The organism is Pseudomonas sp. GL_139_B, assembly GCF_057834475.1.
This window is the reverse complement of sequence record NZ_CM174403.1, coordinates 55,065-71,241: the sequence shown is the minus strand read 5'-3', so window position 1 is coordinate 71,241 and position 16,177 is coordinate 55,065. Positions and strand designations below refer to the sequence as shown.

Below are 16,177 nucleotides of genomic sequence, written 5' to 3'. Positions count from 1 at the left end.
CGCCATCGCCGGCAAGCCGGGCTCCTACAGGGGTCGGTGTTTCAGGCATAAAAAATGGGGCGCATTCGATGCGCCCCAATCGTTCCCACGCTCTGCGTGGTAATGCAGCCAGGGACGCTCTGCGTCCCCTTCAATTTCAGAACGCCGGCAATACCGCGCCTTTGTACTTCTCGAGGATGAAGGCTTTGACTTCCGGGCTGTGCAGCGCAGCAACCAGTTTCTTCATTGCGTCGCTGTCCTTGTCGTCCGGACGAGCCACCAGGATGTTCACGTAAGGCGAGTCGCTGCCTTCGATGACCAGTGCGTCCTTGGACGGATCGAGCTTGGCTTCCAGCGCGTAGTTGGTGTTGATCAGCGCCAGATCGACTTGGGTCAGCACGCGCGGGATGGTCGCGGCTTCCAGTTCACGGAATTTCAGATCCTTGGAGTTCTCAGTGATGTCCTTCACGGTCGACAGGATGTTGTTCGATTCCTTCAACTTGATCAGGCCGGCCTTCGCCAGCAGCAACAGCGCACGGCCGCCGTTGGTAGCATCGTTCGGGATCACCACGTTGGCGCCACCTGGCAGCTCGGCGAGTGTTTTGTATTTGCTGGAGTAAGCACCCAGTGGTTCCAGGTGCACACCGGCAACAGCAACCAGATTGGTGCCCTTGGCCTTGTTGAACTCATCGAGGTACGGCTGGTGCTGGAAGAAGTTGGCATCCAGACGTTTTTCTGCCACCTGCACGTTTGGCTGAATGTAGTCAGTGAAGACTTTGACCTTCAGGTCCACGCCTTCTTTGGCCAGGGCCGGTTTCACGAATTCGAGGATTTCTGCGTGCGGGACCGGGGTGGCCGCGACGGTCAGGGTGTCGGCGTGGGCGGAAAAGGCTGCAACAGCAGCGAACGCGACGAGTAGTTTCTTCATTCAGCTAACTCCATATAAGGCGCCCGTTCGGCGCCTGCCAGCGAATGGCCGGCTCATGTCTTACTTACGGGAAAAATGGACAACCAATTTGTCGCCAACGGTTTGCAGCACTTGAACCAGCACCAGCAGCAAGACGACTGTCACAACCATCACGTCCGTCTGGAAACGCTGGTATCCGAAGCGGATCGCCAGGTCGCCCAGACCGCCAGCGCCGACCACACCGGCCATTGCCGTGTAGGACACCAGTGTAATTGCCGTCACCGTAATCGCCGCGAAAATGCCCGGACGGGCTTCTGGCAGCAAGGCATTGGTGATGATCTGACGCGTCGTCGCGCCCATGGCTTGGGTGGCTTCGATGATGCCGCGATCCACCTCACGCAACGCGGTTTCCACCAGTCGGGCGAAGAACGGCGTAGCACCCACCACCAACGGCGGGATCGCACCGGCGACACCCAGCGACGTACCGGTAATCAGTACAGTGAACGGAATCATCACGATCAACAAAATGATGAAGGGCAGCGAACGCAGGATGTTCACCACCAGCGACAACATCGCGTAGACGCCTTTGGCTTCCAGCAATTGACGCGGGCTGCACAGGAAGAGCAGCACACCCAGCGGCAAGCCGAGCAACACGGTGAACAACAACGAACCGCCGAGCATCAGCAACGTGTCGCCGGTGGCCAGCCAGATTTCGAACCAGTCGATATTGGCGAAAAACGTGGTCAGGGCTTCCATCAGCGCAGCACCTCCATGTGAACGTCAGCCGCGGTGAAGCGGGCAAACGCCGCCTCCATATCGCCACCGGTGACCGCCAGGGTCAATTGCCCGTAGGGGATGTCTTTGATGCGGTCGATACGACCGGCCAGGATGCTGTAGTCCACACCGGTTTCCCGGGCGACGGTGCCCAGCAACGGCGCGTAGGTCGCGTCGCCCTGGAAGGTCAGACGCACGATGCGGCCCGGCACGTGGGCGAAGTCATCGCGCTGTTCGCTTTCGTCGATCTGCTCGTCTTCTTGCACAAAGCGCTTGGTGGTCGGGTGTTTCGGATGCAGGAACACCTGGGCCACCGAGCCCTGCTCGACGATCACACCGGCGTCCATCACCGCCACCTGGTCGCAAACGCGGCGGATCACGTCCATCTCGTGGGTGATCAGGACGATGGTCAGCTTCAGCTCGCGGTTGATCTCGGCCAGCAATTGCAGAACCGACGCAGTGGTCTGCGGGTCCAGGGCACTGGTGGCTTCGTCGCACAGCAGGATTTTCGGCTTGGTCGCCAGAGCGCGGGCAATGCCCACGCGCTGCTTCTGACCACCGGACAACTGCGCCGGGTACTTCTTGGCGTGATCGGACAAACCCACCCGCGCCAGCAACTCGGCCACGCGCAGGTCGATCTCGCTGCGCGACAGTTCGCCGGCGAGGGTCAACGGCAACGCGACGTTATCCGCAACCGTCTTCGACGCCAGCAGGTTGAAGTGCTGGAAAATCATCCCGACTTGCTGACGGAAGCGCCGCAGGCTGTTGGCATCGAGCGCGGTGACTTCTTCGCCGTCGACGATGATCTTGCCGCCACTGGAGTTCTCCAGGCGATTGATCAGACGCAGCAGGGTACTTTTTCCCGCACCGGAATGGCCGATCAGGCCGAAGACCTGACCGTTCTCAATCGTCAGACTGGTCGGATGCAGGGCGGGAATATCCTTACCGGCGACGCGGTAGGTTTTATGGACGTTTTGAAACTCGATCACGTAGCGAACCTTGTGGGGCGCGTTAGAAAAGGATCAGCGGTTAGCCGGGCGCGCATTTTAGCCTGTCCGTATAGAGGTTATTAGCATTTATTCCGCATTCATCCTTCGATTTGGCAATAACGCGATCAAAGGTCATAAAAAAGGAACGGCTGAAAACCCCACCAGTCACTAATAAGGCAACTCGAAAACGCCCCCGGTGCCGTGCCTGGGGAATGCACAAGAATCCTGGCTACGGCGGGAATCGCAACGAGGAGTTTAGCCTGATGAGTATCAAGAAGCCTGCCCCCACCAAAAGCGCACTGGCCGGTACCGACACCCTGGACCGCAGTAACACCAATACCAAGCTCGAAAGCCTGGAAAAATTTCGCTCCGACGCCACCGAACAGGCCCTGCGCACCAATCAGGGGGTGAAGGTTTCGGACAATCAGAACACCTTGAAAGTCGGCGCCCGCGGGCCTTCGCTGCTGGAAGACTTCATCATGCGTGAGAAAATCACGCACTTTGACCATGAACGTATTCCCGAGCGCATCGTCCATGCTCGCGGGACCGGGGCGCATGGTTACTTCCAGGCTTACGAAAACCATTCCACGCTGACCAAGGCCGGTTTCCTACAGGATCCAGGTAAGAAGACTCCGGTGTTCACGCGCTTTTCCACGGTACAGGGGCCACGCGGGTCAGGCGATACCGTACGGGACGTGCGAGGTTTCGCCGTGAAGTTTTTCACCGACGAGGGCAACTTCGATCTGGTGGGTAATAACATGCCGGTGTTTTTCATTCAGGACGCAATCAAGTTTCCGGACTTCGTACACGCGGTAAAGCCGGAGCCGCATAACGAGATCCCTACGGGCGGCTCGGCTCACGACACGTTCTGGGACTTTGTCTCGCTGGTGCCGGAATCGGCGCACATGGTGATCTGGACCATGTCCGACCGGGCAATCCCGAAGAACCTGCGCAGCATGCAAGGCTTTGGTGTGCATACGTTTCGGTTGATCAACGCCGAAGGCAAAGCGCGCTTTGTCAAATTCCACTGGCGCCCCACCGCCGGTACTTGCTCGCTGGTGTGGGATGAGGCGCAGAAGCTTGCCGGTAAAGACACCGATTTCCATCGTCGCGACCTCTGGGAGTCCATCGAGATGGGCGATTACCCGGAGTGGGAACTGGGCGTGCAGATCATCGAAGAGGAAAACGAGCACAGTTTCGACTTCGATATCCTCGACCCCACCAAGCTGATTCCTGAAGAAATCGTACCCATTACGCCCTTGGGCAAGATGGTACTCAACCGTAACCCGGACAACTTCTTCGCCGAAACCGAGCAAGTCGCGTTCTGCCCAGGCCATATCGTGCCGGGGATCGATTTCTCCAATGATCCGCTGCTGCAAGGTCGGCTGTTTTCCTACACCGATACGCAGATCAGCCGACTTGGAGGGCCAAACTTTCATGAGATCCCGATCAACCGGCCGGTGGCACCTTTCCACAATGGCCAGCGGGATGCGCTGCACCGCACCACCATCGATAAGGGGCGCGCCGCTTACGAACCCAACTCCATCGACGGCGGTTGGCCGAAAGAAACGCCGGCCGCTGCACAAGATGGCGGTTTCGAGAGTTATCCAGAGCGGATCGACGCCAACAAGATCCGTCAGCGTAGCGAATCGTTCAGCGACCATTTCTCCCAGGCTAGGCTGTTTTTTCACAGCATGAGCAAGCACGAGCAGGAACACATCATCTCGGCTTTCAGCTTTGAGCTCGGCAAGGTGGAGCGTGAGGCCATCCGCGCGCGGGAGGTGAATGAGATTCTGGCCAATATCGATCTGGAACTGGCCATGCGTGTGGCCGCTAACCTGGGGTTGCCAGCGCCGAAAGCCGGAACCGTCGAGGTGCCCAAAACATCTCTGGACCGCTCGCCGGCCCTGAGCCAGGCCAATTTGCTGCCGGGCAACATCAAAACCCGCAAGGTGGCAATTCTTGCGGCCAATGGCGTCGATGGTGCGGCGATTGATGCCATGAAGAAGGCTCTGGAGGCAGAAGGCGCGCACGCCAAATTGCTGGGGCCAACCTCAGCACCAGTGAAAACCGCCGATGGCAAAACGTTGCCGGTGGATGCTTCGATGGAAGGATTGCCATCACTGGCGTTCGACGCGGTGTTCGTGCCGGGTGGCGCGGCGTCCATCAAGGCGTTGAGCGGCGATGGCGTGGCGCTACATTACCTACTGGAGGCCTATAAGCATTTGAAAGCGATTGCGCTGCATGGCGAAGCGAAGCAGTTGCTGGATGTGTTGAAGCTGGAGGCTGATGCGGGGTTGATCGTGGGGACGGATGCGAAGTTGATCAAGCCGTTTTTTGCGGCGATCGAACAGCACCGAGTTTGGGATCGGGAGCCCAAGGCCAAGGCGATTCCGGCCTAAAAGACTGTGGTGCCAGATAAGGCGCCATCGCGGGCAAGCCCGCTCCCACTGGTTATCACATAACCCTTCGGGAGCGGGCTTGGTCCGGGCGGCGATCCGACGATGCTTTTAGGATTTACGAGGACTCAGAACCATCTGCGCCTGAACGTTGCGCAGAATCTGTCTCTCTAGCTTCAGATCAAAATCCGCATCCAGCTTCGTCACCCGTTTGGTCAGCAACGTCGCCAGCCAAGGATAATCATCAGTGCGCGGCACCTGAATGCTCACGACACAGTTAAAATTCACCACATCGGCGGCGATGGCATCGAGTTGACGACGAAGTTTCGCCACATCAGTGAGATTCAACGCAACGGTGGTGCTTTCGGCCGTAGGATCAATCACCTTCGCGTGAGGTTGGGCTTCAGCGGCTTTCAAATCGGCTTCCGCTTTATCCAGCTCGGCTTTGCGGGCAGTGACGATGGCGTTGTTCACTCCACCCGTCAGCGCCGGGGCCTTCGGCATCAGTACCCGGGCGCGGCTCAGCGCGGAAGCGGCGGCATTCACATCGCCCTTTTGCAGCACGATTTGACTGCGACGCAAGTAAGCCTCAGCCAGTTGACGCTGGTATTGCTCAAGCGACGGATCATTGGGCGATTCGGCTTGCAACGTCGCCAATTGGTCTTCGGCGGTGGCCAATTCATCACTGGCAATGTTTTTTTCCAGCTGTACGATGGCCGCAGCCCGAGCCTCAGAGGCCTCGGGGGCCGCAGGTGGCGTGCTTTGGCAGGCGCCCAGCAGCAAAGAAAATGCGACAAGGAGCAGATAACGGGAGGCGAACAACTTCATTCCTGCGACTCTCTATTTGCGCAAAAAACGAGCAAGTCTACACCCCTCGGCGGGGCAGGACAAAACTCAGCAGAAACAGTGCGGCAGCCGTCACAACAATCGATGGGCCCGCCGGTGTGTCCTTGAACCACGACAATGCCAAACCGCCACAGACCGCGAGCATGCCCAGCAGGCTCGCGCCCAGTGCCATCTGCTCCGGTGACCGGGCGTGGCGTTGTGCCGCAGCCGCCGGAATGATCAACAGTGACGTAATCAGCAATACGCCGACGATTTTCATCGCGACAGCGATCACCACGGCGATCAAGAGCATCAGGGTCAGACGCAACGACGCCACCGGCAATCCTTCGACCCTGGCCAACTCTTCATGCACCGTGATGGCCAGCATTGGCCGCCACAATGTCACCAGCAAGGCCAGTACAGCCGCACTGCCGCCCAGAATCCAGGCCAGATCAGTCGAGCTGATCGCCAGCAAGTCGCCGAACAGATACGCCATCAGGTCGATCCGTACTTCGTGCATGAAGCTTAGTACCACCAAGCCCAAGGAAAGCGTGCTCGGAGCGAGAATTCCTAAAAGCGTGTCAGATGCCAGCGGTTGGCGTTGTTGTAACGTCACCAGCAATACCGCCAACAGCAAGCAGCCAACGGTCACCGCAACGGTCGGGCTGACATCCAGCAAGAATCCCAGCGCGACGCCGAGCAAGGCCGCGTGGGACAAGGTGTCACCAAAATAAGCCATGCGCCGCCAGACCACGAACGAACCCAATGGGCCCGCCACCAGCGCCAAGGCCAAACCTGCAAGCAGGGCGTAGAGCAGAAAATCAGCCATGCTTGCAGCTATCTCCGTGAACGTGGGGTTTGGCCGCCGAGGCCGCTGTGACCACCGAGCCATGCAGATCATGGGCGTGGTCGTGATGGTGGTGATAAATCGCCAGGCTTTGGGCGTTCTTGCCAAACAGCTCGACGAATGCCGGATCGCCGCTGACCTGCTCAGGATGCCCGGAACAGCAGACGTGCCGGTTGAGGCAAACCACTTGGTCGGTGGTGCTCATCACCAGGTGCAGATCGTGGGAAACCATCAGCACGCCGCAACCGTGACGGTCACGCAGTCGCGTAATCAGGTTGTAAAGTTCAGCCTGGCCCGCCACGTCGACACCTTGCACCGGCTCGTCGAGCACCAGCAATTCCGGCTCGCGCAGCAGCGCCCGGGCCAGCAGCACGCGCTGCATTTCACCGCCGGAAATACTTTGCACGGGGCTGTCGATCACCTGTTCGGCACCGACTTCCTTGAGTGCCGCCAACGCCATAGTGCGGTCCACACCCGGCACCAACCGCAAGAAGCGCAGCACCGAGAGCGGCAGCGTCGGATCGACGTGGAGTTTTTGCGGCATGTAACCCACGCGCAGTTTCGGCTTGCGCCAGACACTGCCGCTGGTTGGCTTCAACAGACCGAGCACCGCGCGCACCAGCGTGGTCTTGCCGGCACCATTAGGGCCGATCAGGGTAACAATCTGCCCCGGCTGGACGCTCAGTTCGATGTTATCCAGCACACTTTGCCCGGCAAACGTGACAGCAACCTGCTCAAGACGGATCAGCGCGTTGCTCATCAAGCCCCCTGGCAGCCCGAACAGAGACCGACCACTTCAACGGTCTGGCCTTCGACTACAAAACCGACATCCTTGGCACTCATCACAATCGTGTCACTGATGGACTTCTGTTCAAGCTCAATGGCGGCGTGGCATTCGCGGCAAATCAGGAACTGCCCCTGGTGGGCATGGCCCGGATGATTGCAGCCGACGAAGGCATTGAGCGAAGAGATGCGGTGCACGAGGACGTTTTCCAGGAGGAAATCCAGTGCGCGGTACACCGTTGGCGGCGCGGCGCGACGGCCGTCCTGCTCACTGAGTACCGCGAGAATGTCGTAGGCACCTAACGGTTTGTGGCTTTGCCACACCAGTTCCAGCACTCGACGGCGCAACGCGGTCAGTCGCAGCCCCTGACGCGCGCACAAGGCATCCGCCTCAGACAATGCGCTATGCACGCAATGAGAGTGGTCGTGGGGACGGCTGGCAATCGGTGTTTTAGGCATGAGCGGCGACGAGTTTTGTGAGAGACGTTATTATGTTACTCGTTCTCGCCTCTTCGAGTGATCATCGTGTCCCGACTTTTTGCAGTATTTGTCGCATTTATCGCAAGTTTTCTGCTGATCGGTTCGGCGCATGCCGAAGTCAAAGTCCTCACCAGCATCAAACCCCTGCAGTTAATTGCCGCTGCGGTGCAGGATGGCGTGGCGGTTCCGGAAGTGTTGCTGCCCCCCGGCACTTCTCCGCATAGCTATGCCTTGCGCCCTTCCGACGTACGAAAGGTGCAATCGGTCGATCTGTTGTACTGGATCGGGCCGGACATGGAGGGCTTCCTCCCGCGCGTGCTGACTGGTCGTACGCTGCCGAGCGTTGCCATGCAGGATTTGCCGGGGCTGAAATTGCGTCGCTTCGCCGAAGACAGTCACTCCCACGCCGAAGATGCAGATGAGCATGACCACGATCATCGCCCTGGCAGTCTGGATGCGCATTTGTGGTTGTCACCGGTTAATGCCCGGGTGATCGCCACAAAAATGGCCGCCGACCTAAGCGCTGCCGACCCGGACAATGCGCCGCGTTATCAGAGCAACCTCAAGGCGTTCGATGAGCGACTGGATGCGTTGGACCTGCGATTGAAGGCGCGGTTGGCCGGGATCGCGGGCAAGCCGTACTTCGTGTTCCACGAAGCCTTCGACTACTTCGAAGACGCCTATGGCCTTAAGCATACTGGCGTATTCAGCGTTGCTGCCGAAGTCCAGCCCGGTGCTCAGCACGTCGCGGCGATGCGCGCGCGGTTGCAGGAAGTCGGCAAGACCTGCGTGTTCAGTGAGCCGCCATTACGTCCGCGTCTGGCGGAAACGCTGGTATCGGGTTTGCCGGTGAAACTGGCGGAACTGGATGCGTTGGGTGGTTACACACCGGCGACCGCTCAGGGGTATGAGCAGGTGCTGGAGAAGTTGGGGAATGATTTGGCGGGGTGTCTGGAGTCGCTCTAGACTTTGTTCGGCCTCGCCTCAATCGCGAGCAGGCTCGCTCCCACAGTTGATCAATGTGAACACAGACTTGGTGTCCACTAAAGATCCCATATGGGAGCGAGCCGGCTCCTGGCGGCGATGCGACGAAGCTTTTAAAGGGCAAACGGCAGCGGTGTGCTGACCTTCTGCCGCTGCGCCAACCGCAACTGAAACTCCATCGGGTCGTGAATCAGTACGTCTTGCCCAGCGAACGATTCCGCCGCAATCAACCGAGACAACCAAAACCGCACGCATGCCACCCGCAGCATTGTCGGCCACAGCTCTGCTTCAGCCGCCGTGAACGGGCGTAACGCGGCATAAGCCCCCAGTAATGCCCGTGCCCGCGGCCCATCGAGCAACCCGTCGTCGTCCGAACACCAGTCGTTCAAGGCAATCGCCACGTCGTAGAGCATTGGCCCGGAGCAGGCGTTGTAGAAGTCGATCAACCCGGTCAGGTGCGTGCCTTCGAACATCGCGTTATCGCGGAACAGGTCGGCGTGAATATTGGCGCGCGGCAGTGCCAGAATTTTTGCCTTCTGCTCGGCTATTTCATCCAGCGCCCGTTTCAGCAAATCGCTTTGCTCGTCATTCAGATGAGAAAGAAACTGCGTGCCCTCCTCCAGCATCCAGTCCAGACCACGATCGGTTTTGCGCTTGATCATGTTGGCCTGGGTCGCCAGGTGCAAATGTGCAAGCAACTCGCCCACCTGCACGCAGTGCTGCGCGTTGGCTTGCTTGATGTGCTTGCCGGCCAAGCGTGGTTGCAGCAGCGCAGGTTTACCGGCCAGTTCGCGCAGGGCGACGCCATCGGTAGTGCGCAGGGCGTAAGGCACGGGCAAATCGGCCTCATGCAGGACATCGAGCAGTTCAATGAAGAACGGCATTTCATCAACCGGACCGCGCTCGACCAGGGTCAGGACGAACTCGCCTTGTTCCAGGCTGATAAAGAAATTGGTGTTTTCGCTACCGGCAGCAATCCCCTGGAAATCAAGCAGGCGGCCGAGGCCATAAGGGGCGAGAAAAGTTTCCAGCTCGGGCCGAGCCAGGGGTGTGAACACAGACATTTTTAAACTGCCAGTACGGGCGCCGCTCGTAAGCCAGCGCCGATTGAAATTAAGAAACTACTTCCAGGTAAAAATTTCCCACGCTGGAATCAGCATATCCGGCTGATCCGAGCGGATGTAGTTAGCCTCTGTACCATCGGCGCGAACCAGGAAATACGGTTTGCCGACTTTGGGCGTAACTTTGATGGCATACAGGAAACCGTTTTGACGGTACTCCTGAATGACCTTGTCCCCTTCCGTGTGGATCGTAACTTCCGGCTCCGCCGTCGGCGCATCGTCCGCAGCCATGACGGCTAGTGGAACAGTTGCAAACAAGCCAGCCAGCAACAGGCGATTTAGTGTGCGCATGATAACCTTGTCCCTTTGTCGTCAACGGTCCCGCTATTCTAGCGCCGGACCCGCCGAAAAGGTTGATCCTGCTCATGAGCCAAGCCCCCCTCGTCCTGGTGGACGGTTCTTCTTACCTGTACCGCGCCTTTCACGCGCTGCCACCGCTGACTACATCCAAAGGCCTGCCGACCGGTGCGGTCAAGGGCGTATTGAACATGCTCAAGAGTCTGCGCAAGCAGTACCCGGACAGCCCGTTCGCCGTGGTGTTCGACGCCAAGGGTGGGACATTTCGCGATGACATGTACGCCGAATACAAGGCAAACCGTCCGAGCATGCCCGACGATATGCGCGTGCAAATCGAGCCTCTGCACCAGAGCGTAATCGCGTTGGGCTTCCCGCTGCTGTGTGTCGAAGGCGTCGAGGCCGATGACGTGATCGGCACCCTGGCCCGCAGCAGTGCAGCGGCGGATCGTCCGGTGATCATCTCCACCGGCGACAAGGACATGGCGCAACTGGTCGACGGCCACATTACCTTGGTCAACACCATGACCGGTAGCAGCATGGACGTAGAGGGCGTGAAGGAGAAATTCGGCGTCGCTCCCGAGCAGATCATCGATTATCTGGCACTCATGGGCGACTCTTCCGACAACATCCCCGGCGTTCCAGGTATTGGCCCGAAGACCGCTTCCGGCCTGCTGGTGGGTGTGAACGGCGGCCTGACCGAACTGTATGCACAGCTCGACATCGTCCCGACCCTGCCGATTCGCGGCGCAAAAACTTTGCCGGCCAAGCTCGAAGAGCACAAGGAGATGGCGTTCCTCTCCTACCAACTGGCAACCATCAAGATCGACGTGCCGCTGGACATTGGCCTCGATGACTTGCAAATGGGCAAACCGGATCACGACAAGCTCGCTGAGCTGTACACTTTGCTGGAGTTCAAGAGCTGGTTCGAAGACAACCAGCGCGACGCCAAACGCTCCGGGCAGGAAGTAACCGCGCCAGCGGCTGAAGAAGCCGTCGCCGAGACCGAACTCAAATACACCACGATCCTCACCCAGGCTGATTTCGACCTGTGGCTGAAGAAGCTCAACGACGCCAAGCTGATCGCCTTCGATACCGAAACCACCGGCATTGATGCACAGCAGGCTCAACTGGTCGGCCTGTCGTTCGCTGTACAAGCCAACGAAGCTGCCTACATCCCGCTGACCCATTCCTACATGGGCGTGCCGGATCAGCTGGACCGCGACACCGTGCTTCGCGCACTGAAACCGATTCTGGAAGATCCGAACAAGCTCAAGGTTGGTCAGCACGCCAAGTTCGACATGAACATTCTGGCGAACTGCGCCATCGGCGGCGATCAGAGCTGCGGCATCACCGTACAGGGCATCGCTTTCGACACCATGCTCGAATCCTACGTGCTGGACTCCACTGCGACCCGCCACGACATGGACAGCCTGGCACTCAAGTACCTGAATCACACCACCACGAGTTTTCAGGAGATCGCCGGCAAAGGTGCCAAGCAGCTGACGTTCGACCAGATTTCGCTGGAACTGGCCGGACCTTACGCCGCCGAAGACGCCGACGTGACCCTGCGCCTGCATCAAACGTTGCAGGAAAAGCTCAATGCCATCCCAAGCCTGAGCAAAGTCCTCAGCGAAATCGAAATGCCGCTGGTATCGGTGCTCGCTCGGATTGAACGCCAGGGTGCATTGGTCGACGCTAATCTGCTGGGCATTCAGAGCGTGGAACTGGGCGAGAAGATGGTCGCACTCGAGCGTGAGGCGTTCGCCATCGCTGGCGAAGAATTCAACCTCGGCTCACCTAAGCAATTGGGCGTGATCCTGTACGAAAAACTCGGTCTGCCGGTGCTCAGCAAAACAGCCAAGGGCCAGGCCTCCACCGCCGAAGCCGTGCTGGCAGAACTGGCCGAGCAGGATTTCCCGCTACCCAAGGTGCTGATGCAGTACCGCTCGATGAGCAAGCTGAAAAGCACCTACACCGACCGTCTGCCGGAGCAGATCAACCCGCGCACCGGGCGGATTCACACCTCTTATCATCAGGCTGTCGCGGCGACCGGGCGTTTGTCATCCAGTGATCCGAACCTGCAGAACATTCCGATCCGCACCGCCGAAGGCCGGCGGATTCGTCAGGCGTTTATTGCACCTACAGGCTACAAGTTGCTGGCTGCGGACTACTCGCAAATCGAACTACGGATCATGGCCCATCTGGCCAAGGACGAAGGCTTGCTGCATGCGTTCCGCAATAATCTGGACGTGCACAAAGCCACAGCGGCCGAAGTCTTCGGCGTTGAACTGGCGGATGTGACCACTGATCAGCGTCGTAGCGCCAAGGCGATCAACTTCGGCTTGATCTACGGCATGAGCGCGTTTGGCCTGGCCAAGCAGATCGGTGTTGATCGCAAGCAGTCTCAGGCGTACATCGACCGTTATTTCGCCCGCTACCCAGGCGTGCTGCAATACATGGAGCGCACTCGCGCCCAAGCTGCCGAGCAAGGTTTTGTTGAGACGATCTTCGGTCGTCGTCTGTACCTGCCGGAAATCAACGCGAAAAACCCGGCCCTGCGCAAAGGTGCCGAGCGCACGGCGATCAACGCCCCGATGCAAGGCACGGCGGCAGATATCATCAAGAAAGCCATGGTGGCTGTGGATAATTGGCTGACTTCGTCAGGCCTCGACGCCAAAGTAATCTTGCAGGTGCACGATGAATTGGTGCTGGAGGTCCGTGAAGATTTGGTCGATCAGGTTCGTGAAGAAATTCGCACCCACATGAGCGATGCCGCGAAGCTGGATGTGCCGCTTCTGGTAGAGGTTGGGGTCGGAAATAACTGGGATGAAGCTCACTGAGCCATCTGAACAGGTGCTTTCTGCTGTGGCATAGCGCCGCAGCAGAAAGCGCGGAGCGCTTTATATCGAAAAATGCTTGGGTTTATTTCCAATAGATTTGGAACTTCTGCGGAACTAAACCCGTCAACTGCGACTCAGAGTTACTGAATGGCTGGTGAAGCCCTTCGATGCTCCTATGTTGTGTTAAGTGTTGGCAGATAATCTGGACCCCGCCCTAGCGGTCCGGAACTTGAGCCCCGGAACTTCCCCCTCCCCATAGAAGTCCGGGGTTTTTTTTGCCCGCGATTTGCCTCAACGCCTTACTCGGCAGCCTCGGAACCTTTGTCCGCCAGCTCCATCCAGCCCGCCAGTACAGTGTAGGCGTCTTCCAGCCCCAGGCGTTTTGGCGCCGAAAACAGCTGAATACTGATCGCGTCACCCCAACCTTTGCGGATATCTGACTGAACTTTGAGCAGGACGTTTTTCGCCGCGCCGTACGTCAGCTTGTCGGCTTTGGTCAGCAAGATATGCATTGGCATGCCGCTGGCAACAGCCCAATCGAGCATCAACAAGTCGAAGTCGGTCATTGGATGACGGATGTCCATCATCAAAATCAGACCTTTCAAACTCTCGCGACCACCCAGATACGCTTCCAGGTGACGCTGCCAGTGCAGCTTCAACGGGATAGGGACTTTTGCATAACCGTAACCCGGAAGGTCGACCAGACGACGATCATCGTCTAGCTTGAAGAAGTTCAAGAGCTGCGTGCGCCCCGGAGTTTTCGAGGTTCGCGCAAGACTGGCGTGCGTCAGGGTGTTCAGCGCACTGGACTTGCCGGCGTTGGAACGGCCAGCGAAGGCCACTTCAAAGCCTTCATCGTCCGGGCATTGATCGACTTTGGCAGCGCTGAGCATGAAGGTGGACTGTTGGCACAGGCCGAGGATGGGATTCTTGAGTTGCATGGGATTTCCGATGTGGGCGGCGCCGGGAATGGACGCGGCAAGCGGTGTCGTTTCCGTTTCAGTGACGCCAGTATATAATGCCGCAGATTTTGTGTGCGCTTTGTCCCAGCGTAGGATGAAGTTCACGAGAGCGATTGACCTTGATTGCGCACTAGAACGCAACATGCTCTCAACCCTGAAAAGGTCGTTTTATGACGAAATGGCTGCTAGCTGCCGGTGTCTTGATACCGCTTTACAGCGCTCAGGCTACACAGGATCCGGAAGCTGTGTACAACCGTGTTTGTGGTGCCTGTCATTCCGGCCAACTACCCATGGCCCCTCAAAAGGGCGATCAGGAAGCTTGGACGCCGAGGTTGGCGAAAGGTATGGAGACGCTGGTGCAACACGTGACCCAGGGTTTCAAGGCGATGCCGCCGCGTGGTTTGTGCATGGACTGCAGTGCCGAGGATTACCAGGCCATCATCCACTGGATGAGCGAGTGATTCCGGTCCATAACTCTTTAACCCTTAGCCGTAGTTGGATTAGCTGATGAACAAATTGATCGTGAGTCTGCTGTTGACCGTGGGGATCTCCGGCATTGCCCATGCTGCAGGTGAGCCAGTAAAACCTGGTGACGCCGCCGCAGGCCAGGCAAAAGCCGCAGTATGTGGCGCCTGTCATGGCCCGGATGGCAACAGCATGGCGCCTAACTTTCCAAAACTGGCAGGCCAGGGTGAACGTTACCTGACCAAACAGCTGCACGACATCAAGTCGGGCAAGCGCACCGTTCTGGAAATGACCGGCCTGCTGACCAACCTGAGCGACCAGGATCTCGCCGATATCGCGGCCTACTTCTCCAAGCAGAATGGCAGTGTTGGCGCCGCCGACCCTAAAATCGTGGCTCGCGGTGAAGCCTTGTTCCGTGGCGGCGACCTGGCCAAGGGCTTGCCAGCCTGCACCGGTTGCCACTCGCCAAATGGCGCAGGTAACGCCGCTGCCGGCTTCCCGCACCTGGGCGGCCAGCACGCTCAATACGTCGCCAAGCAACTGACCGATTTCCGCAAGGAAGAAGGCGGACGCACCAACGATGGCGATGCCAAAACCATGCAGACCATCGCCAAACGACTGAGCGACGAAGATATCGCCGCTGTGTCCAGTTACATTCAAGGCCTGCACTAAGGCCGGTTGATCGAGCGTTGCTAGCGATGAACATCTCTTGCAACGTTAACGCTCGATTAATCCGTCGCAGCAAGTATAAAAAGGGTGGCTTAGGCCGCCCTTTTTTGTGGCCGCTGCCGTTACACTACAGAACTCAAGCCCGCCATGACCTTTCTTAAAACAGGTCGCGCGAGGCGATCAAAATTGTCCAGGAGTAAAGCATGCGTAATCTGATCATCAGCGCCGCATTCGTCGCTGCCAGCCTGTTCGGCATGACTGCCCAAGCCGCCGAAGCCCCCGCCGCCCCTTATGTCGAACTGGCCAATCCGGTTCCGGTCGCCGTGCCTGGCAAGATCGAAGTCGTGGAGCTGTTCTGGTATGGCTGCCCGCACTGCTTCGCGTTCGAACCGGTGATCAATCCTTGGGTCGAGAAATTGCCTTCCGACGTCAACTTCGTCCGCATTCCTGCCATGTTCGGCGGTCCTTGGGACGCACACGGCCAGATGTTCCTGACCCTGGAAGCCATGGGCGTCGAGCACAAGGTTCACGCGGCAGTTTTCGAAGCGATCCAAAAAGAACACAAGAAGCTGGTCACTCCAGATGAAATGGCCGAGTTCCTGGCCACTCAGGGCGTCGATAAAGACAAGTTCCTGGCTACCTTCAACTCCTTCGCCATCAAGGGCAAAATCGTCCAGGCCAAAGAGCTGGCCAAGAAGTATGAGATCTCTGGCGTACCCACCATGATCGTCAACGGCAAATACCGCTTTGACGTGGGCTCTGCCGGCGGTGCCGAGCAGGCCCTGAAACTGGCCGATACACTGGTCGACAAAGAGCGAGCGGCTAACAAGGCTGCCGCCAACTAAGCGAAGCACTG

Annotated in this window: 16 protein-coding genes; 6 read left to right on the top strand and 10 right to left on the bottom strand. The window is 58.4% G+C overall.

The window, feature by feature from the left end; all coding sequences use genetic code 11:
• Positions 1-136 precede the first annotated feature (136 nt).
• Genes AC3ISI_RS00330 through AC3ISI_RS00320 form a run of 3 tightly spaced genes read right to left on the bottom strand, consistent with a single transcriptional unit; the run spans position 137 to position 2,649 of the window.
• Entirely contained in the window at positions 137-907 is a 771-nt protein-coding gene (locus tag AC3ISI_RS00330; protein ID WP_489334961.1) for a MetQ/NlpA family ABC transporter substrate-binding protein, read from the bottom strand.
• A 60-nt stretch (positions 908-967) separates the two neighbouring features.
• Entirely contained in the window at positions 968-1,642 is a 675-nt protein-coding gene (locus AC3ISI_RS00325; protein WP_008027679.1) for a methionine ABC transporter permease, read from the bottom strand.
• Positions 1,642-2,649 (bottom strand): methionine ABC transporter ATP-binding protein, encoded by a 1,008-nt coding sequence (locus AC3ISI_RS00320; protein WP_452628831.1) that lies wholly within the window; start codon positions 2,647-2,649, stop codon positions 1,642-1,644. Before AC3ISI_RS00320 ends, AC3ISI_RS00325 begins: the two co-directional genes overlap by 1 nt.
• 212 nt (positions 2,650-2,861) lie before the next feature.
• Between AC3ISI_RS00320 and katE the strand changes: the two genes are divergently transcribed.
• Entirely contained in the window at positions 2,862-5,051 is a 2,190-nt protein-coding gene (gene katE, locus AC3ISI_RS00315; protein WP_489334960.1) for a catalase HPII, read from the top strand.
• Positions 5,052-5,159: 108 nt separating this feature from the next.
• Here the strand turns inward: katE and AC3ISI_RS00310 are convergent, their stop codons facing one another.
• From AC3ISI_RS00310 to zur, 4 genes are read right to left on the bottom strand one after another with little or no spacing between them, the layout of a single operon-like run.
• On the bottom strand, positions 5,160-5,876 hold the full coding sequence (locus tag AC3ISI_RS00310) for a PA5502 family lipoprotein (protein ID WP_489334959.1): 717 nt from the start codon (positions 5,874-5,876) through the stop codon (positions 5,160-5,162).
• A 37-nt stretch (positions 5,877-5,913) separates the two neighbouring features.
• A complete protein-coding gene (znuB, locus tag AC3ISI_RS00305) occupies positions 5,914-6,702 on the bottom strand; it encodes a zinc ABC transporter permease subunit ZnuB (protein WP_489334958.1) in 789 nt (262 codons plus the stop codon).
• Entirely contained in the window at positions 6,695-7,480 is a 786-nt protein-coding gene (gene znuC / locus AC3ISI_RS00300) for a zinc ABC transporter ATP-binding protein ZnuC (RefSeq protein ID WP_489334957.1), read from the bottom strand. Before znuC ends, znuB begins: the two co-directional genes overlap by 8 nt.
• Positions 7,480-7,962 carry a zinc uptake transcriptional repressor Zur gene (gene zur, locus AC3ISI_RS00295; protein WP_489334956.1) on the bottom strand — a complete coding sequence of 161 codons (483 nt, stop codon included), beginning with the start codon at positions 7,960-7,962 and terminating at the stop codon, positions 7,480-7,482. The genes znuC and zur overlap by 1 nt, the downstream gene beginning before the upstream one ends.
• A 66-nt stretch (positions 7,963-8,028) precedes the next feature.
• Between zur and AC3ISI_RS00290 the strand changes: the two genes are divergently transcribed.
• Entirely contained in the window at positions 8,029-8,949 is a 921-nt protein-coding gene (locus AC3ISI_RS00290) for a zinc ABC transporter substrate-binding protein (protein WP_489334955.1), read from the top strand.
• A 131-nt stretch (positions 8,950-9,080) separates the two neighbouring features.
• Here the strand turns inward: AC3ISI_RS00290 and AC3ISI_RS00285 are convergent, their stop codons facing one another.
• Entirely contained in the window at positions 9,081-10,031 is a 951-nt protein-coding gene (locus AC3ISI_RS00285; RefSeq protein ID WP_489334954.1) for a homoserine kinase, read from the bottom strand.
• Positions 10,032-10,088: 57 nt separating this feature from the next.
• Complete coding sequence (locus AC3ISI_RS00280) at positions 10,089-10,379, bottom strand: DUF2782 domain-containing protein (RefSeq protein ID WP_489334953.1); 291 nt, start codon at positions 10,377-10,379, stop codon at positions 10,089-10,091.
• A 74-nt stretch (positions 10,380-10,453) separates the two neighbouring features.
• Here AC3ISI_RS00280 and polA point away from each other — a divergent pair, with 74 nt between their 5' ends.
• Entirely contained in the window at positions 10,454-13,225 is a 2,772-nt protein-coding gene (gene polA / locus AC3ISI_RS00275; RefSeq protein WP_489334952.1) for a DNA polymerase I, read from the top strand.
• 299 nt (positions 13,226-13,524) lie between these two features.
• On the opposite strand, the gene yihA is transcribed toward polA, so the two are convergent.
• Positions 13,525-14,166 carry a ribosome biogenesis GTP-binding protein YihA/YsxC gene (gene yihA / locus AC3ISI_RS00270; protein ID WP_489334951.1) on the bottom strand — a complete coding sequence of 214 codons (642 nt, stop codon included), beginning with the start codon at positions 14,164-14,166 and terminating at the stop codon, positions 13,525-13,527.
• 191 nt (positions 14,167-14,357) lie between these two features.
• Between yihA and AC3ISI_RS00265 the strand changes: the two genes are divergently transcribed.
• The 3 genes from AC3ISI_RS00265 to AC3ISI_RS00255 all read left to right on the top strand — a co-directional run bounded on the left by AC3ISI_RS00265 (position 14,358) and on the right by AC3ISI_RS00255 (position 16,166).
• Complete coding sequence (locus AC3ISI_RS00265) at positions 14,358-14,648, top strand: c-type cytochrome (protein WP_027926152.1); 291 nt, start codon at positions 14,358-14,360, stop codon at positions 14,646-14,648.
• A gap of 46 nt (positions 14,649-14,694) precedes the next feature.
• Positions 14,695-15,324: a c-type cytochrome gene (locus tag AC3ISI_RS00260; RefSeq protein WP_489334950.1), complete on the top strand. Its 630-nt coding sequence runs from the start codon at positions 14,695-14,697 to the stop codon at positions 15,322-15,324.
• 200 nt (positions 15,325-15,524) lie between these two features.
• On the top strand, positions 15,525-16,166 hold the full coding sequence (locus tag AC3ISI_RS00255) for a thiol:disulfide interchange protein DsbA/DsbL (protein ID WP_489334949.1): 642 nt from the start codon (positions 15,525-15,527) through the stop codon (positions 16,164-16,166).
• The last annotated feature ends 11 nt before the right edge of the window (positions 16,167-16,177 follow it).

Bases quoted from the DNA above. Each gene is read 5' to 3' on its own strand.
- AC3ISI_RS00330 (WP_489334961.1), bottom strand. From the start codon at position 907: ATGAAGAAACTACTCGTCGCGTTCGCTGCTGTTGCAGCCTTTTCCGCC.
- AC3ISI_RS00325 (WP_008027679.1), bottom strand. From the start codon at position 1,642: ATGGAAGCCCTGACCACGTTTTTCGCCAATATCGACTGGTTCGAAATC.
- katE (WP_489334960.1), top strand. From the start codon at position 2,862: ATGCACAAGAATCCTGGCTACGGCGGGAATCGCAACGAGGAGTTTAGC.
- AC3ISI_RS00310 (WP_489334959.1), bottom strand. From the start codon at position 5,876: ATGAAGTTGTTCGCCTCCCGTTATCTGCTCCTTGTCGCATTTTCTTTG.
- znuB (WP_489334958.1), bottom strand. From the start codon at position 6,702: ATGGCTGATTTTCTGCTCTACGCCCTGCTTGCAGGTTTGGCCTTGGCG.
- znuC (WP_489334957.1), bottom strand. From the start codon at position 7,480: ATGAGCAACGCGCTGATCCGTCTTGAGCAGGTTGCTGTCACGTTTGCC.
- zur (WP_489334956.1), bottom strand. From the start codon at position 7,962: ATGCCTAAAACACCGATTGCCAGCCGTCCCCACGACCACTCTCATTGC.
- AC3ISI_RS00285 (WP_489334954.1), bottom strand. From the start codon at position 10,031: ATGTCTGTGTTCACACCCCTGGCTCGGCCCGAGCTGGAAACTTTTCTC.
- AC3ISI_RS00280 (WP_489334953.1), bottom strand. From the start codon at position 10,379: ATGCGCACACTAAATCGCCTGTTGCTGGCTGGCTTGTTTGCAACTGTT.
- polA (WP_489334952.1), top strand. From the start codon at position 10,454: ATGAGCCAAGCCCCCCTCGTCCTGGTGGACGGTTCTTCTTACCTGTAC.
- yihA (WP_489334951.1), bottom strand. From the start codon at position 14,166: ATGCAACTCAAGAATCCCATCCTCGGCCTGTGCCAACAGTCCACCTTC.
- AC3ISI_RS00265 (WP_027926152.1), top strand. From the start codon at position 14,358: ATGACGAAATGGCTGCTAGCTGCCGGTGTCTTGATACCGCTTTACAGC.
- AC3ISI_RS00260 (WP_489334950.1), top strand. From the start codon at position 14,695: ATGAACAAATTGATCGTGAGTCTGCTGTTGACCGTGGGGATCTCCGGC.
- AC3ISI_RS00255 (WP_489334949.1), top strand. From the start codon at position 15,525: ATGCGTAATCTGATCATCAGCGCCGCATTCGTCGCTGCCAGCCTGTTC.